This window comes from Telluria sp. BA11, assembly GCF_056680305.1.
Genome location: NZ_CM155275.1, coordinates 4,796,244 through 4,818,795, shown reverse-complemented (window position 1 = coordinate 4,818,795; position 22,552 = coordinate 4,796,244). Strand labels below are relative to the sequence as shown.

Annotated in this window: 20 protein-coding genes; 10 read left to right on the top strand and 10 right to left on the bottom strand. The window is 65.3% G+C overall.

Annotated features, from left to right (window positions below):
• Positions 1–143: 143 nt before the first annotated feature.
• Both AC1MGT_RS21355 and AC1MGT_RS21350 read left to right on the top strand, forming a co-directional pair.
• Positions 144–821, top strand: coding sequence for an SOS response-associated peptidase (locus AC1MGT_RS21355; protein ID WP_499501985.1), 678 nt, complete (start codon positions 144–146; stop codon positions 819–821).
• A gap of 135 nt (positions 822–956) precedes the next feature.
• Positions 957–1,328 carry an Lcl C-terminal domain-containing protein gene (locus tag AC1MGT_RS21350; RefSeq protein ID WP_499501984.1) on the top strand — a complete coding sequence of 124 codons (372 nt, stop codon included), beginning with the start codon at positions 957–959 and terminating at the stop codon, positions 1,326–1,328.
• 42 nt (positions 1,329–1,370) lie between these two features.
• On the opposite strand, the gene AC1MGT_RS21345 is transcribed toward AC1MGT_RS21350, so the two are convergent.
• The 3 genes from AC1MGT_RS21345 to AC1MGT_RS21335 all read right to left on the bottom strand — a co-directional run bounded on the left by AC1MGT_RS21345 (position 1,371) and on the right by AC1MGT_RS21335 (position 4,430).
• On the bottom strand, positions 1,371–2,816 hold the full coding sequence (locus AC1MGT_RS21345) for a M20/M25/M40 family metallo-hydrolase (RefSeq protein ID WP_499501983.1): 1,446 nt from the start codon (positions 2,814–2,816) through the stop codon (positions 1,371–1,373).
• A gap of 94 nt (positions 2,817–2,910) precedes the next feature.
• Positions 2,911–4,047, bottom strand: a complete 1,137-nt coding sequence (locus tag AC1MGT_RS21340; RefSeq protein WP_499501982.1) for a metallophosphoesterase — start codon at positions 4,045–4,047, stop codon at positions 2,911–2,913.
• Between the two features lie 140 nt (positions 4,048–4,187).
• The gene (locus AC1MGT_RS21335) at positions 4,188–4,430 is read right to left on the bottom strand and encodes a hypothetical protein (RefSeq protein WP_499501980.1); all 243 of its coding nucleotides are present in this window, start codon (positions 4,428–4,430) and stop codon (positions 4,188–4,190) included.
• On the opposite strand from AC1MGT_RS21335, the gene AC1MGT_RS21330 reads away from it, so the two are divergent.
• The 5 genes from AC1MGT_RS21330 (at position 4,423) to AC1MGT_RS21310 (ending at position 10,348) form a co-directional block, all read left to right on the top strand.
• Positions 4,423–4,737: a hypothetical protein gene (locus AC1MGT_RS21330; RefSeq protein WP_499501979.1), complete on the top strand. Its 315-nt coding sequence runs from the start codon at positions 4,423–4,425 to the stop codon at positions 4,735–4,737. The two genes, AC1MGT_RS21335 and AC1MGT_RS21330, sit on opposite strands and share 8 nt — an antisense overlap.
• A gap of 275 nt (positions 4,738–5,012) precedes the next feature.
• Positions 5,013–5,981 (top strand): protein kinase domain-containing protein, encoded by a 969-nt coding sequence (locus AC1MGT_RS21325; RefSeq protein WP_499501978.1) that lies wholly within the window; start codon positions 5,013–5,015, stop codon positions 5,979–5,981.
• Positions 5,978–8,338 (top strand): FtsW/RodA/SpoVE family cell cycle protein, encoded by a 2,361-nt coding sequence (locus tag AC1MGT_RS21320; RefSeq protein ID WP_499501977.1) that lies wholly within the window; start codon positions 5,978–5,980, stop codon positions 8,336–8,338. Before AC1MGT_RS21325 ends, AC1MGT_RS21320 begins: the two co-directional genes overlap by 4 nt.
• Positions 8,299–9,864, top strand: a complete 1,566-nt coding sequence (locus tag AC1MGT_RS21315; protein ID WP_499501976.1) for an RAD23 family protein — start codon at positions 8,299–8,301, stop codon at positions 9,862–9,864. Before AC1MGT_RS21320 ends, AC1MGT_RS21315 begins: the two co-directional genes overlap by 40 nt.
• A gap of 7 nt (positions 9,865–9,871) precedes the next feature.
• On the top strand, positions 9,872–10,348 hold the full coding sequence (locus AC1MGT_RS21310; protein WP_499501975.1) for an SH3 domain-containing protein: 477 nt from the start codon (positions 9,872–9,874) through the stop codon (positions 10,346–10,348).
• 241 nt (positions 10,349–10,589) lie between these two features.
• Here AC1MGT_RS21310 and AC1MGT_RS21305 read toward each other — a convergent pair whose 3' ends face one another.
• Complete coding sequence (locus tag AC1MGT_RS21305) at positions 10,590–11,024, bottom strand: hypothetical protein (RefSeq protein WP_499501974.1); 435 nt, start codon at positions 11,022–11,024, stop codon at positions 10,590–10,592.
• Entirely contained in the window at positions 11,021–12,643 is a 1,623-nt protein-coding gene (locus AC1MGT_RS21300) for a DUF4214 domain-containing protein (protein WP_499501973.1), read from the bottom strand. Before AC1MGT_RS21300 ends, AC1MGT_RS21305 begins: the two co-directional genes overlap by 4 nt.
• Before the next feature lie 160 nt (positions 12,644–12,803).
• Here AC1MGT_RS21300 and AC1MGT_RS21295 point away from each other — a divergent pair, with 160 nt between their 5' ends.
• A complete protein-coding gene (locus AC1MGT_RS21295; protein ID WP_499501972.1) occupies positions 12,804–13,433 on the top strand; it encodes a hypothetical protein in 630 nt (209 codons plus the stop codon).
• Between the two features lie 130 nt (positions 13,434–13,563).
• On the opposite strand, the gene AC1MGT_RS21290 is transcribed toward AC1MGT_RS21295, so the two are convergent.
• The 5 genes from AC1MGT_RS21290 to AC1MGT_RS21270 all read right to left on the bottom strand — a co-directional run bounded on the left by AC1MGT_RS21290 (position 13,564) and on the right by AC1MGT_RS21270 (position 19,518).
• Positions 13,564–14,295: a hypothetical protein gene (locus tag AC1MGT_RS21290; RefSeq protein ID WP_499501971.1), complete on the bottom strand. Its 732-nt coding sequence runs from the start codon at positions 14,293–14,295 to the stop codon at positions 13,564–13,566.
• Positions 14,296–14,365: 70 nt separating this feature from the next.
• Positions 14,366–16,495 carry a two-component system response regulator gene (locus tag AC1MGT_RS21285; RefSeq protein WP_499501970.1) on the bottom strand — a complete coding sequence of 710 codons (2,130 nt, stop codon included), beginning with the start codon at positions 16,493–16,495 and terminating at the stop codon, positions 14,366–14,368.
• A 32-nt stretch (positions 16,496–16,527) separates the two neighbouring features.
• On the bottom strand, positions 16,528–17,469 hold the full coding sequence (locus AC1MGT_RS21280) for a polysaccharide pyruvyl transferase family protein (RefSeq protein WP_499501969.1): 942 nt from the start codon (positions 17,467–17,469) through the stop codon (positions 16,528–16,530).
• 21 nt (positions 17,470–17,490) lie between these two features.
• Positions 17,491–18,777, bottom strand: a complete 1,287-nt coding sequence (locus tag AC1MGT_RS21275; RefSeq protein ID WP_499501968.1) for a lipopolysaccharide biosynthesis protein — start codon at positions 18,775–18,777, stop codon at positions 17,491–17,493.
• A gap of 264 nt (positions 18,778–19,041) precedes the next feature.
• On the bottom strand, positions 19,042–19,518 hold the full coding sequence (locus tag AC1MGT_RS21270) for a GNAT family N-acetyltransferase (protein WP_499501967.1): 477 nt from the start codon (positions 19,516–19,518) through the stop codon (positions 19,042–19,044).
• 176 nt (positions 19,519–19,694) lie between these two features.
• Here AC1MGT_RS21270 and AC1MGT_RS21265 point away from each other — a divergent pair, with 176 nt between their 5' ends.
• On the top strand, positions 19,695–20,675 hold the full coding sequence (locus AC1MGT_RS21265; protein WP_499501965.1) for a PP2C family protein-serine/threonine phosphatase: 981 nt from the start codon (positions 19,695–19,697) through the stop codon (positions 20,673–20,675).
• A 138-nt stretch (positions 20,676–20,813) separates the two neighbouring features.
• Positions 20,814–22,415: an FHA domain-containing protein gene (locus AC1MGT_RS21260; protein WP_499501964.1), complete on the top strand. Its 1,602-nt coding sequence runs from the start codon at positions 20,814–20,816 to the stop codon at positions 22,413–22,415.
• Positions 22,416–22,552: the final 137 nt, after the last annotated feature.

Sequence of the window (22,552 nt, the reverse complement as noted above, 5' to 3'; positions counted from 1 at the left end):
AACCTGCTGCCATACCTGCTCCTCATCAATCGTTGTATTCCTGAGCATACCATTGCGGCGTGTTGCGGCCAAATGCCACACGCGTCGCGCGCGGCCAGAACGCGGTGCGACGCGTCCGGCCGCCTTGCGCTACCATGGCTCCCATGTGTGGACGACTTGACCAAAGCCAAACGGCCCGTTACTACGCCAGCGTCATCGGCTGGCTCGACGCCGTGTATGACAGCGAATCCGAACCGGCCTATAACGTGCCACCGGGCACCTATCGCCCTGTGCTGCATCTGCAGGACGGTGAACGGCGCGTCGACGACGTGTACTGGAGTTACCAGGCGCGCTGGGCCAAGGGCAAGGTCCCGGTGACCATCAACGCGCGCATGGACAAGCTGGACAACCGCTACTGGCGCGGCCTGCTCAAATCGGGGCGCGCGCTCGTGCCTGCTTCGGGCTGGTACGAGTGGACGGGCGAAAAAGGCAGCAAGCAGCCGTGGCATATCCACCGCAAGGATGGTGCGCCGCTGTTCATGCTGGCGCTGGCCAATTTCGGCAGTTTTACCGAAAACCGCGCCGAGGCGGGCTTTGTCATCGTGACCGACGATGCCTCGGGCGGCATGCTCGATATCCACGACCGGCGGCCGGTGGTGCTGGACGCGCAGGACGCCGAGCGCTGGCTCGATCCGGCGCTCTCGAGCGAAGAGGCATTGGCGCTGGCCCGCTCGGCCGCCCTGCCCCCGGATGCGTTTGCCTGGCACGAAGTGAGCACACAGGTCAATCGCGCCGGCGCCGGTGGGCCTGAGGTTGCGCAACCCATCGACAGCGACGCCTGAGCCATCCCGCCGCGCAAGTTGGCGGCGAGAATATCGTGGAACCCGTCAGTTGTCTGATCTGGATCGAACCCGGGATGCAACCAAACGTCGTGTTCGCCAGTCTTACCGGATTGCTACCACACGTGAGGTGAATCCATGGGCGAATACATGCAAATCCGGGGCCTGCTGCAAGAGGGTGAAGAATACGCTGGTCTCATCCTGGGCAAAGACGACCCCGACTACCACCTTGTCTTGCTGCCAGGCGACAGCGCGGACGTCAGCTGGCCCACGGCCGCCGACTGGGCCGCCAGCCAGGGCGGCGCCCTGCCCACGCGGCGCGAGCTGGCGCTGCTGTTTGCCAACCTGCGCGAATCGTTCCAGCGCGACTGGTACTGGTCCAGCGAGCCGCACGCCACGCGCGCCCAGCTGGTCTGGGGGCAGAATTTCGCCAGTGGCATCCAGACCATCTACGGCCGGCCGTACCGCGGGCATGCGCGCGCGGTACGGCGGATCAGTACGGCGGGCTGAACCGCGGGCTGAACCGCGGCCTGACCTGCAACTTGAGCCGCGTCACAGCGCCGGCACGCTGGAGCGGCCAATTGGCTGCTCGATATTGGCCAGGTACCAGGCCGTCGCCGCCATCAGCGCAACGTTGCGGCGCAGGCTGTCGGGATCGACCTTGTCCAGCGTATCGGCCGGCGTGTGGTGGATATCGAAATAGTTCGCCGTGTCGACGATCGGCGCGAAGCTTGGCACGCCTGCGCGTTCCAGGCCGGCCAGGTCGCCCGTCGCCAGCACGTCCTGGCGCTGGAACACGCCAGCGCCGATCGGCTGCAGGGCCGCTTGCAGGGGCGCGAACAACTTGACCGACTGCGGCGTGACGCTGGCGCGCAAACCGAACGGGCGGCCAACGCCATTGTCACTCTCGATCGCGCCGAAGTGCTTGGCGACGTTCGCCTGTTCGACGGCAAGATAGGTGCTCGCGCCGCGCATGCCGTTTTCTTCATTCATCCAGGCGATGAAGCGGATCGTGCGGCGCGGCCGGTAATCAAGTTTTTTCAGTACGTCGAACACAGCCATCGCACTGGCCACGGCGGCAGCGTCATCGTGCGCACCGGGCGACAAGTCCCACGAATCGAGGTGGCCCGAGACGATGACGATTTCTTCCGGCTTGTCCGTGCCCGGCAGATCGGCGATCACGTTGAAGCTGTCGGCGTCGGGCAGGTTTTTCGGGGTCAGCACGAGTTTGAGCTTGACCGGGCCGCGTTTGGCCAGGCGCGCCATCAGCATCGCGTCTTCCGCCGTCACGGCCGCTGCCGGGATGCGTGCGTCGTCCGACAGGCCGGAAGAACCCGTGTGCGGCAAACGATAAGCTGCGCCACCGACCGAGCGCACCAGTGCACCGACAGCACCCAGTTCGGCCGCCAGGCGCGGGCCGTTGCGACGGTAGTTCGAGCCCGCACCATAGGCCGGGCCGGCCAGGCCGCGGTCGGCCATGTGCTGGTCGAAGGCAACGTCGAACAGCACGATCTTGCCCTTCACTTCGGCAGAGCGCGCCTTGAGTTCCTCGAAACTATTGAGCACGAGCACAGGCGCGACCAGGCCTTCCACCGGCGTAGCGCCAGAGCCACCCAGCGCGGTCAGCACGATGCGCTGGGTGATGCCTGCCGGGCGGCCCGTGTAATCGACCAGTTCACCCGTCTCGATCCCGCGCACCCAGTGCGGCACCTTTACCGGCTGCAGCGTCACCTTCGCGCCCAGCTTGCGCATGGCGTCGGCAACCTGGGTCACTGCTGCCGCTGCGCCGGGCGAACCCGACAGGCGCGGGCCGATCAGGTCGGTCATGTCTTCCGTGCGTTGCCAGGCATAGTCGCTCGTCATCGCCGCATCGCGGATCTTGACCAGCGCAGCAGGATCGTTGCCGGGAGTGGCGGCCAGGGCTGGTGTCACGATCAGCGCGCCAGCGATGGCGCCCAAAATGGGAAGACGGCGAAGATGGCGAACGCGGAAGTTCATGCAGGAATCCTTGCGGTATTGAAAGGATTCAAACAATAGCGCATCCGGTAAGGTTTTGCCCCGACTTTCCTTGTAGAGGGAACAGTATCGGCTGTCAGGCCGCTATCAGGCGCACCAGCGTGATTTCCGACGGCGCCCCGAAGCGCTTCGGCGGCCCCCAGTAGCCGGTGCCACGGCTGGTGTACACCCACATCTCGCGTACCCGGTTCAAGCCGGCCACGAATGGTTGCTGCAGCGGCACGAACAAATTCCACGGGAAGAACTGGCCGCCATGCGTGTGGCCCGACAGTTGCAAATCGAACCCTGCCGCCGCTGCCGCCGTCGCGCTGCGCGGCTGGTGCGCGAGCAGCACGCGCGCACCGATGCCGGCCGGCGCGCCAGATGCGGCGCGTTGCGGATCGCTCTTGTGATCGGGGTGGAAGTGGTGAGCGTGATAGTCGGCCACGCCCGCGATCATCAGGCGTGCGTCGCCCTTGTGCACGATCACGTGCTGGTTCATCAGCACATTCAGGCCCAGGCGCCGCACTTCGGCAATCCACTCGAGCGCGCCCGAGTAGTACTCGTGGTTACCGGTCACGAAATACACGCCATCGCCCGCGCGCAGGCGCCCCAGTGGTTCCGTGTGCGGCGCCAGGCGCTGCACGCTGCCGTCGACCAGGTCGCCCGTGACGGCAATCGCGTCCGCTTCCAGCGCGTTGACCTTGTCGACAATGGCATTCAGGTAGGCGCGTTTGATGGTCGGACCCACGTGCACGTCCGAAATCTGCGCAATCGTGTAGCCGTGCAGCGCTTGCGGCAAGTCGCGGATCGGCACATCGACCTTCACGATGCGCGCGACGCGGCGCGCGTTGGCATAGCCGATCAGCGTCACCGCCAGCGCGACCAAGGGCACCGCCAGCGCGCTGATGTACAGCACCGGGGCGGTGACTGCGCCGACGACCATCAACACCAGCAGCACCACGTCGCGCAGCACCGTCGCCACCAGCAGCGACGAGAACAGGCCCATCGACAGCAAGCCGACCCAGGCCACGGCATCGGACCAGCGGCGCCGGCGCATCGAGGCCGACATCAGCCCGACCGGCACCAGGATGCCCAGCAGACACAACAGCAATCCGGCGATCAGGTTGCCGACCATGCCGAGGGCCAGGTCGGGCAGCAGGCGCATGCCGAGATACACCAGCAGCATGACCATCAGAAACAGAACAACGAGGAAGCTTCGGCTTGGACGCATGAGGGGGATAGATGAAGAGCAATAGAAGCTACATGGGGCACATGGGCCGAGATGCAAGCGAGGATGTTACAGACCGCGCATGACTTGTAAAAATCTGTATTAACAGATGGCACTATCGAGAAGCAAGAATATAGTCATTCTTACCCGGTGAGCGAGAACATCATTCCGATCTCCGCCGGGGTAAAAAGGAAAAAGCCATGTTGAAATCGAAGACCTTTGGTGCTGTGCTGCTGGCCGCCGTCGCCGTATCGCCGGCGGCAATGGCCGGCGATCGTGGTACGAATACGGCCATCGGCGCCGTCCTCGGTGCAGTCGTCGGCCACACGGTCGGCGGTACCGGCGGCGCAGTGGCGGGCGGTGTGATCGGCGCGGGCAGTGGGCAACTCGGTCCACTCGCGCGACGACCGTCGCCACTACGGCGATCGCGGTAACTATTACGACAATCGCGGCGGGTATTACCAGTCGCAACCGGCCTACGTCCAGCAACGCCCGGTGTATGTCCAGCAGCGCCCGGTATACGTCCAACCACGCCCGGTGTATGTGGAATCGCGCCCGGTGTACGTGCAACCGCGGCCGGTCTACGTCGAATACCGTGACGGTGGCCGCGGCTGGGATCGTCATGACCGCCGCGATCGTTATGACCGCCACGACCGCTGGGACCGCGATGACCGTCGCGGCTACGGCCGCTAACCCCGAAAGCCGCGCACCGCGCGGCTTTTTCTTTAACCACAGCCGGCACAGCCGGGGTCAGGTCTGACATTCGGACACGGCCTCAGCCTTAGCCACTTCCAACGGTGTCTTGCCCAGCATTAGCGTGGCCTTTTTTCCAGCCAGGTCCGATGTCCGACTACGCGACTGTCGAGATCGTGTCCGAATGTCAGACCTGACCCCCGCTTTTGCAGTCCTTTCTCTTTCCCTCCGCTGTGCTTCTGCATCGGCGCCTTGCGCCATGTTCGGGGGATACCATGTACGACGCAGGCACCGTCATTTCGCTCAGCGGCGGCCAATATCGCTTGCGCGAACCGCTGGCTGGCGCGGCCTATGGTGTCGTCTGGCGCGCCGACAGCCTGCATGCCATCGGGGCCGTCGCCCTCAAGCTCGTCAACCTCGACCAGATGGCGCGGGCACCGGTCGCACTGCGCACCCGTTGGCTGGACAGCGCCAACACCGAGATCGCGTTCCTGCGCAGCCTCGCGCCGTGGGACGGCCGCCACATCGTGCGCCTGCTCGACAGTGGCGAGCATCTGGGCCTGCCGGCACTGGTCCTGGAACTGCTCGATGGCGACCTGGCTGCCTATCTGGCGGAGGAGGCCACTGCCGGTCGCACGATCGCCCCGGCCCGCGCCCTGGCCTGGACCGGCCAGGTCAACCAGGCGCTGGCCAAGGTCCACGCCAACGGCTGGCGCTACCTCGACCTGAAACCAGGCAACCTGCTGCTCGACCGTGCCACCGACACGCTCAAACTGGCCGACTTTGGCACCAACCGGCGCCTGGACGACTTGCGCGCCCATACCTATGCCGGCACCGCCAACTGGCAAGCACCGGAGCAGTTCTTCCCGGACGCCGACGCAGATGGCTACGCCACCGAAGCGCGCACCGACTATTTCGCCTTGGGCGCCCTCTTCTATTACCTCGTCTGCGGTTGCCTGCTGCGTTACAGCAGCACCTGCGGCCAGGCCTGGCAGGCGCATGGTCGCGATGGCGCTGCGGCCCTGCTGGCCACGCACCAGGCGCGCCCGCCCGTGCTGCAACTCGATGAGGCTACGCTGTTCGCCAACCACCTGGGCCGGGCCGCCGTACCGGGCCTGGCGCTGCTGCGCCGCCTGCTGGCTGACAGCCCTGCCGAGCGGCCACAGCATGCGCTGGAAATCAGCCGCCTGCTCGGGCAAGCGACCAGCCTGCTTGGTGCCCTGCCAGCCCGGAGCGCAGCATGACACCCAGCCGCCCGCGCATGTCCTTTGGCGCCGTGACGGCTTCGATTCTGCTCGCCCTGCTGTGCGCCGTGCAGCTGCTGGCCATCTTGCGCGCGTCTGCTGCCTGGCTGCCGCGCGAGATCGCGGTGACCCTGCAGCCGGGCGAATCGATTGTGCTCGGCCGCGCGGAACTGGGCGCGCCGCGCGCCGCCGCGCGCCAGCTGACCTTGCGCCGCGATATCGCCGGCGCCTGGTGGCTGCGCAATCTGGAACCGGTCCAGCCCATCGTGCTGCGCCGTGGCGACGCGCGCGTGCGCAGCAGCGAGGTGCCGCTGGAACGCGGCCAGCAAATCCAGGCTGGCGCCGCGCGCTTTACCGTGCTGGCGCACGATGCCCGCAGCATGACACTGTCGAACGGCGAGCGCACCTGGCGCTACGACGGCGCCACGCTGCTGCAGGACGGCGCACTGCAACCGGCCTGTCCTGATGCTCCCCTCGCCAGCCGCGCGCTCGCGTTATGGAACCGCGTCACGCCGCACCTCCTGGGACTGGCGCGGCCCGTCAGCCTGGGCGGCCTGCTGTATTGCGGCAACCGGCTGGCCAGCAGCACGTTCGACGCGGGTACGGCGATGCTGGCGCGCCTGCCCGACGGCCGCATCGCGCTCTCGGTACGGGGCGACCAGCCGGTGCTCGTCTCGACTGCGAACGGGTGGGAAGACGCCGCGCAGCGCGACCAGCCGCTGGCGGCCACCGATGCCTTCGCCGTCGGCCGCACGGTTTTCACGTTGGCACCAAATGGCGACATGCTGCACTTGACACCATCGGGTCAGGTCGCGCTGTCGAACGCGCCGCAGGTCCAGTTGCCCGACGCCGTGCGCTGGCAGTGGCAGGAACGCACGCTGTTCGCGCTGCCTGCCCCCACGCCGCTGGCCTGGGCCGCCGCGCTTGGCGTGCTGCTGCTGGGCGCGGCTAGCGTACTGCCCCTGCTGCGCCAGCGCGCCGCCCGCGCAAGTGTCGCCATGCCGGTGGTTGCGGCGCTGATCGCCGCCAGCGCCACACTGCTGCTGGTGGCACAACGCAGCAGCGGCGCGCCCGGCGTGGGCGTCTCGTTGCTGCTGGCCTGGGCCACGCTGTGGCTGGCCCTGCGTTTTCAATCACGCATCAGCTTATTGCCCGCTGCCGCCGTCCTGCTGCTGGGCGCCGGTCTGCTGGTGCAGCTCGAGATGGGCCTGGGCGCGAGCGACACCGCCTGGCTGCGCCATTTCCAGAACTCCACCGCGCTGCTGGGCCTCGGCTTGCCGGGCACGCTGCTGCTCTTGTCCTCCGTCGGCCGCAACAACCTGTCGCGCCCCGTCACCGAACGCGTGCTGCTGGTTCTCGCCGGGATCGCGCTGGTCGGCGTGCTGCTGCAGGTCTGCTTCGGCAGCGAGACGGGCGTGTTTGACATCCAGCCGTTCGAGTTCGCCAAGTTCGCGCTGGCCGCACTCAGCGCCCACTGCCTGGCGCTGGTGGCGGGTGGCGCGACGCACCAGCAGCGCAACTGGCGCTTCTGGCTGCGTATGGCCGCGCCCGTGCTGCTGTTCGTGTTCCTGCTGGGTGTGGCGCTGGTGCGGGTCGACGATTATTCGCCACTGGTGCTGCTGCTGGTCTGGAGCGGCGCAATGGCGCTGGTCTGGTGCGCGAGCCGTGGCCGGCGCGCCGCCTTCGTCACGGTGACTGTCGCCTTCTGCCTGCTGGTCGCCGGCGGCGCAGCGCTGCGTAGCGGTGGGGCATTCCTCGGCGCGCTGGGCTTTTATCCCGAACGGTTCCAGGTCTGGAGCGCACCGACCGTCCACCCGCACACGGGCCAGCAGATGCTGCTCGGCGCGCGCGCCATCGCCCAGGGTGGCTGGATGGGGGCCGACAATGCCTTCGGTCTGGCGGCGCTGGGTGGCGCGGCCGGCGACGCGCTGGCGATCCCCGCGATCCAGGATGACTTCGCGCCGGCCTTCCTGCTGCAGCGCCACGGCCTGGCCGCCGGCCTGGCGCTATGGACGCTGCAAGCGTTGTTCCTGGTGGCGCTGGTGCGCGTTGCCGCCGGCGCCTGGGCCCGGGCCTTGGCAGCCAACGATTTCAGGCGCGCCTGGCTGGGGCGCTTCCAGTGCTTCGCGCTGTGCGGTGGCGCCGCGTTCGTCGCCGGCCACCTGCTGCTGTCGTGGGGCACCAACCTGGCGATGTTCCCGATCATGGGCCAGCCGATGAGTTTCCTGTCGGCCGGCGGCTCGCACCTGCTGTTTTTCATCTGCCCCCTGCTAGCGTTTGGCATGGCAAGCACCCCATTCAACGAGGAGATTCAATCATGCCGGTCTATGTCCAACACGAAGTCCTGGGCAAGGTAGAAGACGTGTTCAACGCCGACGCGCTGTGGCAGGCGCCCGGTCTGTCGCTGTTCTCGCGCCGCGCGCTGCTGCGCGACCTGCTCGAACGCTCGCCGCGCGAACTGCGCGGCCGCGCCGCAACGCGCTGCTTCTCGCACGTGACGCTGATGCTGCCGCAGGACGACGTCGACGACGACCGTCACCTCACCCGCGGCGCGCGCGTGCGCGACCTGGCGCAGTCGCTGGCCGCGCTGCACCAGAAGGATTTCGGCGACCTGCTCGGCGGCGATGAGGTGCGCTATTTCATTTCGGGCGACGAGCGCATCGCGCCCGGCGAAGTACAGGTCAAGTTCGGCCACGCCGTCTACCTGCCGGCACCGGGCGAACAGGTGCAGTACACGGTGACCGCCTCGCGCGACAGCGCCATCTGGCAGCCCGTGTGCGCGATCTACCCGAACCAGCGCCTGACCCTGGTGGGCATGGACCCCGCCAATGCCACGTTCGCCGTGCCAGGCTGGCCGTTCGGCCCGGACGGTGGCTTGCTCCTCGTGAACGACGGACCGGAAGCGCACCTCGAACTGCAGGTGCGCCCGAAAGACAGTTTCGACTGCGTCTTCGATGCCACCAATGGCTACTACGTCCTGCGCGGCAAGGGCGCGAGTGCCCAGCGCCTGCTGCTCAGAATCAGTCGCGCTGGCGCAGTCCTGAAGCCACCGGTGTCCGCGGCTGCTGCGCCTGCAGCCCCAGCCACCGCGCCTCAGCGCAGTCCCGCCGTCTGGAAGTCGCGCAGCAGCACGCCACCGGCCGACCTGACCGCGATGCCACTGGCCGCACCGGCGCCCGTATCTTCAAAGAGCTCCGCAGCGATGTCAGAAACCGACACCACCTACGCGCCCGTCGCGCGTCATCGCATCACGCTGGCCGCGCTGGCCTTGCCACGCCTGAGCCGCTACCGCGACACGGGTGCGCAGGCGCTCGAAGTGGGTCTCGATGCGCAACTCGTACCGGCTGCGCCAGGCAAGGACAACGTGATCCGCTTCGCCATCGACGATGCGGACGAACTGCATGCGATCACCCCTGCTGGTCGCCAGCGGATTGCCGTGCCGTCGCAGTTCTCGCCGATGGACGGGGCCAGCATCGGCCTGCTCGCCGCGCCGCAGTCGATGGCGGAGCGCTACAGCGCCCTTCTGGTGCTGCCGCAAGGCCCGTCGCAACCGGCGGCAGGTGGCTCACGCCTGACGTTCGGACGCGGCATGCCATCGCTGGCAGCACTGCGCGTGCTCGATGCGCCGCAGTTCGTGCGCCAGGCCGACGGCGCCGCCGCCAGCGCCGACCGCCTCGGCCTGTCGCGCAGCGCCTTCAGCTGGGAAGCATCTAGCGACGGCCTGCGCGTCGTGCGCCTGTCGCCGAGCCAGGCGTTGTATCACCTCGACGCTGAACTGGCCCTGGTGGCGCAGATCGACGCGGCCACGCAGGAAGCGCCGTACCTGATCCCGCCGGGCCACCACCTGGTGGCCGGCCACTACGTGCTGCGCTTCGACGCCTGAGGCCAGCATGCCATCGTCGACCCACATCGCGGCGCATTTCGCCACGTACATTGGCGCGTTCGGCGCGGCCCTCGTGCTGACGCTATGCGCCTGCGCGTGGCTCACGCCGCGCAGCTGGTGGCGCCGGCCCAACGCCCGCGCGCTGGGCGTGCTGGCCGCCGGTACCGCGGCTGGCGGCGCGCTGCTGCTGGCATTGTTCGGCGCACCGGGCACACTGCCGCCGTCCGTCGAACTGGCCGAGGCGTCACCGCCGGCAATCGACGTGCCCGTGGCTGGCGCACCCTACCGCGTGCGCGATGCGCTCAATCTGCGCGTTGCAGGCGGCATCGGCGCCGAGCGCCTGCTGGTGGTGCCGGGCGGTGCGCGCGTGATTGCGACCGGGCGCCGCGATGGCGACTGGTGGCAGGTACGCGCTACACTTGATGGCCAGGATGTCGAGGGATGGGCCAGCAGCCTGTGGCTGCGGCGCGCGGACGAACGTTAGTGTGTGGCTGCGCCAGCGCACATGTGTCGCTCGCGTACATGCGCCATTCTGCGCGCGAGCCGTACGCGCTGCCGAAACTGGCCAGATCGACAATCCTGCTCGATCGAAAGCAATCACGTGTGAGGCGTGCGCCCGAGGCGGACATGCTCCGACTCGTGACAATACGCGCTATTTTCGTCCTGGAAGATTTGCTATGCTGACTTGAACGGTTTGCGTCGGCCATGAGCAGCTGTTCAGACGATCACGTCAAACCTCGCTCATCACTGAATTTCCTCTTTTCTCTTATTTCCGCGCCCAGACCATGCAACTTCGATGTCCAAACTGCCAATCCAGACTCGGCATCTTTACGGAATCCGACGGTCAAAAGCGTGTCAAACATGGCGCGTGCCCGAACTGCGGACAAAAAATCAACATCGGTGCCAGCGGAAAAGCGCTCGCTCTCGTCGTTCCACTCATCGTTGTCCTGGTCTGGCTTACCTGGAACTGGGTACCGCCTGCAATCCTGGGGCTCTGCGCGGGTGTGCTCATCTGGTTCACGGCGGTCAAGTTGGACAAAGCCACCTAACGCGATGCAGTCATCGTGCCCTTTGGGACAGTGAGAATTCAACCATTTTCCCCAAGATTCATGGAGAAAAAGCCGTTGATTACGCCTGGTTGGCTGCGCAGCCGTGTTCATCCCCAGGGCTGGTAGGCGATGCCCTGGGCGATCAGCGGCGTGACAGCGTTGACGTTCTCGGCACTCTCGCTGAACGACGCCAGCACGCCAGCCAGGTCGCCGCGCCCGGAATCGAGCACCGCGACCCAGAAGTCAAAGCCGGCCTGCTCCGGTTCTCGGTCCAGGATATTGCGGTACAACCGACCTATGATGTCGGCGTTGGTCGGCGCATTGCCATACACGTCGCGAAACTCGGCGGATGCGACAAAACCGTGCGCCACCGTGTCGAGCGCGCTGCCAGCGTCGAGGGCTGCGATCCAGAAGCCCAGGCCCACGTCGTCCGGTGCGCGGTCGAAGGCGGCCCGGTAGATGCGATACGCCTGGCCAGCCGTGCCCGACAAGTCGAGCGCCGTTGCGCCATCGGCGAACAGCAGGCGTTCCAGGGCGGCGGTGTTGTCGACACCCTCGCCACGCTTGCCGTCAAGCTCGCTGACCTGCCAGTCTGCACCGCTGCTTTTTCTGACTACCTCATAGGCCGCGCGCGGCCCTGTGTATAAAGCGGTGTCCAGGCCAAGCCCGCCATCGAGGCGGTCGTTGCCGGCGCTCCCCCGCAGGATGTCGCTGCCATCGCCGCCATACATGAGGTCGTTGCCTGCGCCACCGTCGATCCGGTCATCGCCATCGTCCCCGTAGATGTGCTCGTCAATGGCGCTGCCGTGCAGGACGTCGTCCAGACGGCCACCAAACAGGCGGGTCGACATACCGTCGCCTTCGAGCGTGATGCCGCGTGTGGACCCGTCCGGATGCCAGCCGCCGGCGAAATTGGCGGCGCCCAGCTCAGTAGCCAGCACATTCTCGAGAATGATGCGTGTGATGAATACGCCCGGGCCAGCCGCGCCATCGTCATCGGTCCGCACCAGTACCCGGCTGCCGTCCTGCACCAGGCGCAGCCCACCGACGGCGCCGAACGGGTTGCCTGCAATCCGATGGAAGAGGTCAGACAGGTCGAGCACGTCGCCGCCGACCCCGGCCTCGAAATCGAGCACCGTCACCACAGGTGGTGCGAAGCTCGACGCGACGAACACCGTATCGCTGCCAGCCCCGCCACGGATCGTCACGGGGCGCTCGACCAGAGCGTCGTCGATCCTGATCGTGTCGTTGCCATCGCCGGTATCGATCGACAACGGCGCGATGCCGGTGAGCTGGCCGCTGTAGTACACGACGACGCGGTCGTCCCCACTGCCGCCCAGTACGCTCTTGACCTCAGGACTGGCATGCAGGCTGTCGTTGCCGGCGCCGCCGTCGAGCACGGTTTCGCTCACCCGGGACGCTGCATCAGGGCGACGCCAATTCATGCTGACAAGAAGCCAGTCGTCGCCATCGCCGCCCCGCAGGATGTCGGCGCCGCCGCCTTCGCCGCCGATGAGGGTATCGTTGCCGGCACCGCCGTCGAGCGTATCGTTGCCGGCGCCGCCGTCGAGGGTATCGTTGCCGGCTTCGCCAAAGATGGCGTCATCCAGCGCTGTTCCCGTCAATTGATCATCACCTGCAGAGCCGGTCAGCGTCAGGCCGGCACTCTGGATAGTTGAAAGGGCAGCACTGTAGTGCGCATTGGCGGCCATCTTTGAAAGCAATGTCATCACGTGGACCGTACGGTGTCGAAGCGCTGATTATTGCCTTGTTTATCATGTTCTCCAAGGTAAACACCAAACTCATGCGCAGAGGGTATTCCTCGTCATCGCCTCTTTCCAATGGTAAATTCCTAAAAATAATGCGATGTTTCGGACAATGAACCTGCCCATGCTGAATCGAACCTTCACTGCACTATGTCTTTGTGCCCTCACGACCTTTTGCAACGTCGTCAACGCCGAAGAAATTTCATCGAACAATTGTGGACATGACCGTGCCCGCCTGCTTTCCCTGGACGAAAACGAATTTGATCAGGATATGGCGGGAGGATGGCGAGCGTTGGCGGCGACACCTGGCTGCCTTTTGATTGCAGCCGACCTGGTGCGCGATTACCGGAACGCGCATCACAAACACGCCGGGCTATTGTTCTGGCATGAAGCCCAGGTGCGGGCTGATGCTGGGCAGTATGCCGAAGCAATCGCTTTGATGAAAAAAGCCTACAAGCCTGCGAAAGACGATAAGGCTGGTTGGAATCCATACGTCGATGCAACGATTGCCTTTCTCCGCAGGGACCGATCTGCGCTGCAGCGGGCTCGGGCAACGCTTGCTGCAGTCCCACCGCCCACAGGCGTGGGTGTGCCGCCTGTCATTGACGGTTATATGGAGGCGGACTTCGACGATGGAACAAAGAAAAGAATTCGTTGGCCCATCAATATCGATGTCGTCGAAGGACTCGAACATTGCTTCGACAAGCCTTATGCCGAAGCCTACAAGGATGTATGTCGCCTAAAACAGCAATGAGCTCAACCAGGCGCCGTCCGTTCGCTTTGGCGTAGACGCCTCTTCGACCACCCGGTTATCAGGTCAACCGTGTCCGTCGGTGCGCCGCACGCGACCAGCGACACCATCGTCAGCGTTGCCGGTACACGGCTCAATCACGCGCAGTCCGCCATTCCTGCCGCCGGGCCGGTTCTTCATCCTTCGGACAGGTCGTGTAGCGCTGCTTGCCGTGCTTTTCGAACATCTCGACGTCGGTGGTCGGCGCGCGGTCCGTCAGGCAGTAAGTGCCGTTTGCGGTAATCACGCGGGTGCGCCGCGCGCCATCGCCCGTGTTGTTGACCAGTTCAACGACGCGCGGCGCCTCCCACAGGCGCGGCGGCGCCATCTCGCGCGCATGCTCGATGCCGCGGCGCAGGCGCAGTTGCGGGCTGTCCGGCGGCAGCACGATCGTCGGCTGGCGTTCCTTGCGCAGTGCCCGATCGATGTCGCCGATACTGCGGCGTGCGCTGTCCATGATGGTGGCGGTGCTGGGGATGGCCGGTTCAACCGGCGCTGGCGGCGCATCGGGCGCTGGCGTGGTCACCGGTGCAGGTACGGGAATTTGTGCCGGCGTCTCTGCCTGCGCCACAGGCACCGGCCGCGGCCGCGTACTACGCGTCGGCGTCGGCGCAGCCTCCCGCTGGATCGGCTGCACGACAATCGTGCGCGGCGCTGGCGCTGGCACCCGCAGCCACAGCATCGCCGCATCGTTACCTGCAACCGGGGCCGGCAACGTGCGCGCCATCTGCCACCCCAGGATCAACAGCCCATGCACGAGCAGCGTGGCCGCCAGGCCCGCGCTGCGGGGATCGGTGAAACGGTAACGCGAAGGGGCGCGGTTCATATCCGCTCAGTATAGCCAGTCCGATGGGGTCACTTATTCAACAATTACCACCGCGCCCTGCCGTCTCCCGTCACGCGGCGGCAGACGCCGGAACCCTGGCAGCGTGCAGCGCCATCAGCGATGTGACCAGGTTCGCCGGCAGCGGGCGGCTGACCAGGTAGCCCTGAATCTGGTCGCACCCATGCGCCAGCAGGAAGGCCTTCTGCGCCGGCGTCTCGACGCCTTCGGCGACGACCTTCACGCTCAGACTGTGGGCCATCGTGATGATCGCGTTGACGATGGCCGCGTCTTCGGCATTGGTGGTCACGTCGCGAATGAAGGCAATATCGATCTTGAGCTTGTCAATCGGGAAACGGCGCAGATAGGCCAGGCTCGAATAACCGGTGCCGAAATCATCGACCGAGACCTGGATGCCGCGTGCACGCAGGTTGCTCAGGCATTGCATCGTGCGCTCGGTGTTGATCATCAGCGACGTCTCGGTCAGTTCCAGTTCCAGCAGTGCGGCTGGCACGTCATGCTCCGCCAGGGCGCGCATCACGTCGCCTTCGAGGTCGCCCTCGGCGAACTGGCGCCCCGCGATATTGACCGACACCTGCATTGGCCCCGTCTTCTGAAGCGTCCAGGCCTTGATCTGGCGGCAGGCCGTGTCGATCACCCAGCGGCCGACGCGCACGATCAGTCCCGTCTCTTCCAGCACCGGCACGAACAGGCCCGGCGACACCAGCCCATGACCGGGCCGGTCCCAGCGCAGCAGCGCTTCGACACCGACAATGGTGTCCGCACCGAGCTGCAACTTGGGCTGGTAATACAGTTCGAACTCCTCGTTCTCGACCGCCTTGCGCAGCGCGTGCTCGAGGTCCTGGCGCTGCAACGCATCGGCGTTCATCTGGGCAGTGAAGAAGCGGTAGGTGTCGCGCCCGGCCTGCTTGGCCTCGTACATGGCCGTGTCGGCGTACTTGATCAGCACCTCGGGATCGGCGCCATCTTGCGGATGGACCGTGATGCCGACGCTGGCCGTGACAATCACCTCGAAGCCGCGCAGGTTAAACGGCGGATACAGCACCTCGGCGATCCGGCCGGCCACGGTGGCCGCGTGCGCCGGGTCGTGGTCGAGCATCAGGATCAGGCCGAATTCATCCCCGCCCAGGCGCGCGACAGTATCGCGTTCGCCGACACAGGTGGCCAGACGGGCGCTGAACTGTACCAGCAACTCGTCGCCCATGGCGTGACCGAGCGTGTCATTGACATTCTTGAAGCGATCGAGATCGAGAAAGACCACCGCAACGCGGGGACTGGCGCTGTGCGTCGCCCGCACAGTGCTGTGGAGCGCCTCGTAGAACCAGGCCCGGTTGGGCAGCCCGGTGAGCACGTCGTGGCTGGCCTGGTACTGCAAAATTTGCTGCGCGACTCTACGCTCAGTGATGTCGCGCACCACGCTGACGATGATCCAGTCATTCCCGGACAACAGGGCCTGGCGATGGATCTCCACATCCACCGACCCGCCATCCTTGCAGTGCAGCGTGACCTCGCTCAGTCGGGGCTTGATCCGGCCACCCGGCGTGGGCTCGAACATCGCCTCGAGTTCATCGTGCGTCGCCGCGCCCAGGGCCACCGGGCCCAGAGTCAGCATCTCGGCGCGCGTGTAGCCCAGCATGGCGCAGGTGGTGTCGTTGACCTCGACGAAGTGCATCGTGTCGCGGCTGACCAGCATGAGGGCGTCCGGCGTCGCATTCATCGCCGTGCGAAAGCGCAGCAGGTCGGCCGTGCGGGCAGCGATTTTCTGCTCGAGCACGAGCACCTGGTCTTCCAGGTCGCCCATGTCCTTCAGGCGCAGCAGATTACGCACCCGCAGTCCGAGCTCCGTGGGATCCACCGGTTTGCTCAGGAATTCCTCGGCCCCCGCCTCCAGTCCCGCCTGGCGCATGCCGGTGTCCTCCACGCCGGTAACCATGATGATCGGGATATTCTCGGTCGCCGGATCGGCCTTGAGGATGCTGGCCACCTGGCAGCCGTCGATGCCCGGCATCGTCTGCGCAATCAGGATCAGGTCCGGCGCTTCGGACGCGACCGAGGACAACGCTTCTTCACCGCTGGCGGCGCTCGTCGTGTCATAGCCTCCGGGCGCCAGCAGGCAGGCCAGCCGGTCGCGGCTCTTGGCTTCATCGTCGACGATCAGGACAGTCGGGGCGGAGGTGGTCATCAGGTACTATCCTTGGAAAAAGCGGGCATGCGTCAGACCTTCACCAGTCGCACCAGATCGCTGTGGGCGGTCCATTCGTCGATGTACGTGGAATTCTTGCCGTAACTGTTGTCGATCACGGTGTGGTGCTTGTCCATCAGGCACGCCAGGATGTGGCCGTGCAGGCGGTCCGTGACGATATGTTCGTGGCGGGCAAACAGCGCCACGGCCCTGGACGAAAAGCGCTGCGCGACCGGTATCCAGTACCATGGCCCGACCAGCTTCTTGCAGGTTTGCCAGCCCCGCTTGATGAAGGCGGCCTGAATGCGCCAGGCAAAGCCGATCAGTCGCTTTTCCTTGCCCACGACCTCGATCCAGTCGGTTCGGGTATCGAATTGCGCATCCTTCAGCGACGCCGGCACGACCGGCTTTTCCGTGTCCACGCGCTCGATGCGCAGCACGCCGCTGCCGTTGCCGGCGCTGGCGACCGGATACAGGTGGTGCGCCATATCGGGCGCCAGATACACATTGTCCGAAAACAGATTCGCAATCTGCTGCGACACTTTATCTCGAACAAAAATGTGGACATCGGCATGCCGCCGGAATACGGCAACCGACCGGTCACGGGTCGCTTCACTCGCAAAAAACACCGTTTGTGGCAACATCACGATGCGGTTATCCGGGAAGCGCGTGATGATCTCTTCGCGTATTTCGTTGATGTTTGCGTACAGGTCGCCGAAATTGCCGCCACCGTGAAACACCAGGATATCGCCCGGCTTGACCCATGACGGATCGAATGCCCACGACGTCGATATCGTGCGCGGCGACAGACGCTTCTTCTTGAAGAACGCCAGCGTGCCCTGCATGATGAGCAGATCACCGATATTGTCGTGCATCGGAATATCGATGTAATGAAAGTCTCTGCCCTTCAGCAAATCATGAATGGTGTCATGCTTGTTTTGCAGATCCAGCATCATCGAACGGTGGTTATTCAAGGCTACTCCCGAAAAATCAAGTTACTTGGCACGCGTCACCACCCGGCGCAGGATGGCAAGGTCGCCGCGGGTCGGGATGAAGTCGGGCATCGGCTCATTGAGCCGGCGCACCCCGAGAATGATCGTCGTGATCAGGCGCAGGCAGGCACCCGCCAGCATCAGCCCCGCCAGCCAGACATACGTATTTTCCTGCGGCAGAAACGGGATGGCGATCAGCACCGGGACCACGGCGATGATCTGGCGCGCCAGCACCAGCCCCGGTTGTCCGGCGGCGGTGAAACGTTGGGCCAGCGTCCAGCTGGCGCCGCCGATCACGCATTCGAACAGCAGGATCGCGAACGGCATCGTCATCGCCGCAAACGATTTGCCATAGATGAGATTGAACAGCCAGGGCGATAACGCGCCGCCGATCGCGGCCAGCACCATCAGCGGCACGAAAGTGACGCGGAACGTGTTGCGCACCGCCTGGCTCAGCGCTTGCTCATCCCGGCCGGCAAAGCGCGAGAACAACGCAACCGACGCCGATTCCTGCACCGCGCCGATCAGGCGCGACGTCGTGAATGCCAGCGCGTAGAAACCGTATTCGCGGATGGTGCCGCGATTGAGCAGAAACAGCTTGTCAAAATTGACCAAAAACAGGCTCAACAAACCGATGCCCTGCTGGTGAAAACCATAGCGCAAGACGCCCCAGGGCTGTACCGGCGCCTTGACATCGGTTTTCAATTGCCAGATCCGGTGCTTGCGCGCCCACCACAGCCCCATGACCGTGACGCCGATTAGCATCAGCAATTGCGTGGCCAGTATCTGTTCAAAGGTCACCACGTCGAACCACAGCACCAATGGCAGCATCAGGACCAGATTCCCGAACACCTGCGTGAAGCGCAGGATGTTGAAGAAATGAAGATCCGAGTGGAGTTGTGTGAGTGTGTAAAGATAGGTCTGGCTCGCCATGAATGCCGCAAACGCCAGGATCAGCCACATGAAGCGGTGCAGTTGCACCGCATCGCTCAACTGCAGTCCCGCGGCGGCCAGCGCAGTGGCAAAGATGCTGATGCTCAGCAGCGACAGGAGAAGGAAGCGCAGATAGGGAAACTGCCGCGCCGCGCCGAAGTGATACAGATAGCTGCTGCCCATGCCGCACTGCGCGACACCGGCAGACAGCGAACAGACCAGGATGGCCGCCGATAGCAGGCCACGCCCTTCCGGCCCCAATATGCGCGCGGTAATGACGGATGAGATGAATCCCACCACAGTCATGCCCATGGTGGTCATCAGGGTTTTGCCGAATGCGCGTGAAATGGAAGGCATTGATGGCGCAGTCGCGCTCATGCCAATGTCTCCCATGCTGCCTTGGGCAGGACGTTTGCAGGAAGTTTGCGGATCAGGTTATTCAGGATCATCATCATCAAAACTCGCCGAGCACGGCGCAGCAATGCGTCGCTCACGCCCGACCGATACGGACCGACCGCCATTGTAACCGGCTGCCAAAACGAAAACTTTTGTCGCGAGGCAATATATACTGAAAGTGCACAGCGCGTCATCTGCCGGTTGCGCGACGAACGTACAACCCGCTCAATCCCCCGCCCAGGCGAGGTGCATCGGATTGAACGAAAGCCCCTTGACGCACTGGGTCGGCGACACCCGCACGAAGCCGAGCCGTTCATAGGCCGGCACGGCGTAGTTCGACGCGTTGACCGTGAAATTGCCGTCCCCGCCGCGCGCGATGGCGGCGGCGCGCGCCACGTGCCACAAGCGCCGCGCCAGTCCCTGCCGCTGCCAGGCTGTGCCGACAAACAAGTGAAACAGATGGCTGTTGTCACGGATGGCGATGAAGCCGGCCAGCCGGTCGCCATCGAGCGCCACATGACAGGTATGCCCCCGCGCCAGGTAGCCGCGAATGCCACGCTCGTCATTCTCGGCCAGGAATGCCGCGGCCCCAAGCGGCGTTGATTCGTGCACAACGAATTCCAGTGCCAGGCTGCGCAGCAGCGCTGCCATGGCCGGCACCAGGACTGGCACGTCGGCAGCGTCAAGGGGGCGGACTTCCATGGCGCGTCTCAAAAAGATAGCGTTGGGAATGTAAATATACCATGACCGGTATCTCGGGCTGCAGGTTCATTGCCGTGGTTGGCGCGAGTAAGGGCATCTGTTCAGCGCATGACTTGCCAACAAACAGTAGTACAGTGGCATCACTCAGTGTCATCACACCATTACGCCCCCAACCCATGCCGCCGACGCTTGCCGATTTTCGCTTTGCCCCCTCCTTCGACGTCGCCGTGACGAGCCGTGTCGGCGTTGGGCCCGCCATCCGCAGCGAAAACCAGGACAATCTCGTCGTCATCGATTTCGACGGGCGCGCCTGCCATTTGCACGACCAACTGCCAGTCATCACGACCATTGCAGGGTGGCCTGCCGGCCATGGCCGCCTGGCGGTCCTAGACGGGATGGGCGGCCATGGCCATGGGCGCGAAGCGGCCGAAGCACTTGCTGCCGGCCTTGTCGCCATGCCGCCATGTACAACGCTCGACGCGTTGACGGCTTACCTCGATGTCCTGCACGCCATGCTGCAGGCGCAGTTTGCCGATGGCACGGGCGCGACGGGCCGGCCCGGCACGACGCTGACGCTGCTCGAACTGCCGCCCGGCGTCGCACCGCTGCTGTACCACGTGGGCGACTCGCGACTGTATGAACTCGATGCGCAGCAGGCCACGGTGCTGACGGTCGACCACGTACCGGCCACCGGCGCCGCACTTGCCGGCCGGCTTGGCGAAGCCGACTGGTGGCGCGAAGTCCATGGCCGCCACGCGCCGCAGATTGCCCAGGCGTTCATTCTAGGCAATGCCTTTGCCGATCCGTCGCGCCTGTCCGATGGCTTGTTTGCCCTCACGCCCGCCAACCTGCCATGCTGGCTGGCCCACCTGCCCGATCGCCGCGCGCTGCCATTGCGGGCCGACGGAGCGTATTTGCTGGCCACCGACGGCTTCTGGTCGTGCGCCCAGCCCGATGCGTTTGTCGCGCGCTGGCCGGCGCTGCTGGCCGATGCGCCGGCTGCGGCGACGCTCGTCGACCGCCTGTTTGGACTGATGGAACACGAGCCGCCTGCTGGTCTGCAACCGGATAATCTGACGGCGCTCGTGCTGCGCCCCCTGCCCCGCCACGCCGATGAAACCGCCTTGCCGCTGGACGACGACGATACGGGTTATTGAACGTTGGAAAGATGGCAAATCAATTTGATGCCATAGGTAAATAATGTTGATAATCAACGAGCTCGGTGCGCCATGCCTGCTGAAAACAGCGTAAGCTTGCAACACCGTTTTCGAACTTTCTAAACTGATCAATCTGACATGAATCGCTGCCGCAATCCCGCGCATCCGCACTGCACCGTCTGGGTCGCCCCCGGCGAGGTGCGGTGCGCGCACGGACATGCCCAGCCCGAGGCTGCGGCCGGCGCGTATCAGGCACATGCCGCGCCGTTGCCGCAGTCCGCGCATCCGGTGGCCGATGGCTTGCCAACCAGTTTCGATACGATCAGCGCCGTGCGCACGCGCCGTGACACGGTCGTCCCGGCAAACTCGCCGGCCACGCCACCAGCGTCGACCAGCCTGCAGCGCCCGCAACTGCACATCAGCGGGTTCGATCCGCGCGCGGCCGGCGGCCGCCAGGCGCTGCGTCTCGAACTGCGCGGCATGCCGATGGACTGCGCGCCCGACGTGCGCTTGCTCGTGCACTCGGCGCTGCGCCTGCACGGCGGCGAGAGCTATTGCTTCCAGCGCACCTCGCGCGGCGACTGGCGGCCCCTGTTCCTCGAATTTTCATCGCGCGGCCTCGAACATGGCCAGTACCGCATCGAAATCGAACTGCACAGCCGCCACGCACATGCGCCCGAGGCCAGCCGCACCTGGACCTGCTCGCCCGTGATCCTGGTGCCGCGCCAGGATGCCAGCCTGGGGGAAATCCACCAGACCTTCCTCGCCACGCACAAGAACGTGCGCGTCACGGCCGACGACGCCGGCATTGCCCGCGTCAATGCGCCGGGCGGCGGCCGCATCGATATCGACGTCGTGGCCCGCAACGCATCCATTGCCCATCTCAACCTGGACGGCGGCAACGGCACCGGCAAGATCGACATGGGCATGACCACCATTGCCTGGGACGAAGACCTGATCGAGATCGATCTGCCGGCCCAGCCTGCCGCGCACCCATGCCTGACCGACAGCGCGTGCCTCGTGCATGCCGAAGCCGATTCGGCCACCCAGCGCCACGTGCGCCTGTTCGCGCTCGACGAATTCATGCTGGGCCGCTTCGAGCTCGACGCGCCCGACGCCGACGTGCTGCTGGCCCACCATGGCGACACCGGCATGGACATCGGTGGTCTGACGCGCCGGCTGTCCGGTCGCCACGCCATCATCCGTCGCAGCCGCGCCGGGTTCGAGATCGAAGACGTGTCGCGCTATGGCTTGCTGCTCGACGGCGTCTGGCCCGGCAAGCACATGCCAGTGCAGCTGCGCCTGGGCATGCGCATCGAACTGACCGCCAGCATCAAGGGCATCGTCACGCTCGAAGTGACGGCGCTGCTGGCGCATGCAGTCGTGCTGCACCGGCTTGATGCGGGCGCACGGGCCGAGTGTTTTTATCTGATGGCACCAGACGCCGTGCCGCCGGCTGGCCAAACCGCGCTCAACGGCGCCAGCGCTGGCACCCAGTCAGTGACAATGCCGCGCGCCGTCGCCCTGCCACTGCTGTTCCACCGTGATGGCGGCTTTTGGCAACGTGACCGGGCAAGCGGGCGCGACGCGCCCCTGGCTACCAGTGGCACGCTTGATCGGGTGCAACAACCCGGCATTGGCATGGCGGCGCGCTTTGTCCCCGTTGCCTATCCCGAGGCGCGCACCGACCGGCGCAGCGTCGACCGCCGCACCCTGCCTGCTGCCGCGCTCAGCGCCTGATCAGCCGTACGACGGCACCAGCACCAGAAAGACCAGCGCCGCACCGGCCAGCAGCACTGCCTGCAGGGCGAACACGATCGCCGGCGCACGCAGGTGTTCAGGAATTTTCATGACATCACCTCATTCGTATTGACACA

Excerpts from the sequence above, each read along its gene's own strand:
- AC1MGT_RS21315 (WP_499501976.1), top strand. The coding sequence starts at position 8,299 with ATGCCGGTCTATGTCCAACACGAAGTCCTGGGCAAGGTAGAAGACGTG.
- AC1MGT_RS21265 (WP_499501965.1), top strand. The coding sequence starts at position 19,695 with ATGCCGCCGACGCTTGCCGATTTTCGCTTTGCCCCCTCCTTCGACGTC.
- AC1MGT_RS21355 (WP_499501985.1), top strand. The coding sequence starts at position 144 with ATGTGTGGACGACTTGACCAAAGCCAAACGGCCCGTTACTACGCCAGC.
- AC1MGT_RS21310 (WP_499501975.1), top strand. The coding sequence starts at position 9,872 with ATGCCATCGTCGACCCACATCGCGGCGCATTTCGCCACGTACATTGGC.
- AC1MGT_RS21320 (WP_499501977.1), top strand. The coding sequence starts at position 5,978 with ATGACACCCAGCCGCCCGCGCATGTCCTTTGGCGCCGTGACGGCTTCG.
- AC1MGT_RS21300 (WP_499501973.1), bottom strand. The coding sequence starts at position 12,643 with ATGACATTGCTTTCAAAGATGGCCGCCAATGCGCACTACAGTGCTGCC.
- AC1MGT_RS21270 (WP_499501967.1), bottom strand. The coding sequence starts at position 19,518 with ATGGAAGTCCGCCCCCTTGACGCTGCCGACGTGCCAGTCCTGGTGCCG.
- AC1MGT_RS21340 (WP_499501982.1), bottom strand. The coding sequence starts at position 4,047 with ATGCGTCCAAGCCGAAGCTTCCTCGTTGTTCTGTTTCTGATGGTCATG.
- AC1MGT_RS21295 (WP_499501972.1), top strand. The coding sequence starts at position 12,804 with ATGCTGAATCGAACCTTCACTGCACTATGTCTTTGTGCCCTCACGACC.
- AC1MGT_RS21260 (WP_499501964.1), top strand. The coding sequence starts at position 20,814 with ATGAATCGCTGCCGCAATCCCGCGCATCCGCACTGCACCGTCTGGGTC.
- AC1MGT_RS21350 (WP_499501984.1), top strand. The coding sequence starts at position 957 with ATGGGCGAATACATGCAAATCCGGGGCCTGCTGCAAGAGGGTGAAGAA.
- AC1MGT_RS21305 (WP_499501974.1), bottom strand. The coding sequence starts at position 11,024 with ATGAACACGGCTGCGCAGCCAACCAGGCGTAATCAACGGCTTTTTCTC.
- AC1MGT_RS21345 (WP_499501983.1), bottom strand. The coding sequence starts at position 2,816 with ATGAACTTCCGCGTTCGCCATCTTCGCCGTCTTCCCATTTTGGGCGCC.
- AC1MGT_RS21285 (WP_499501970.1), bottom strand. The coding sequence starts at position 16,495 with ATGACCACCTCCGCCCCGACTGTCCTGATCGTCGACGATGAAGCCAAG.
- AC1MGT_RS21275 (WP_499501968.1), bottom strand. The coding sequence starts at position 18,777 with ATGCCTTCCATTTCACGCGCATTCGGCAAAACCCTGATGACCACCATG.
- AC1MGT_RS21290 (WP_499501971.1), bottom strand. The coding sequence starts at position 14,295 with ATGAACCGCGCCCCTTCGCGTTACCGTTTCACCGATCCCCGCAGCGCG.
- AC1MGT_RS21325 (WP_499501978.1), top strand. The coding sequence starts at position 5,013 with ATGTACGACGCAGGCACCGTCATTTCGCTCAGCGGCGGCCAATATCGC.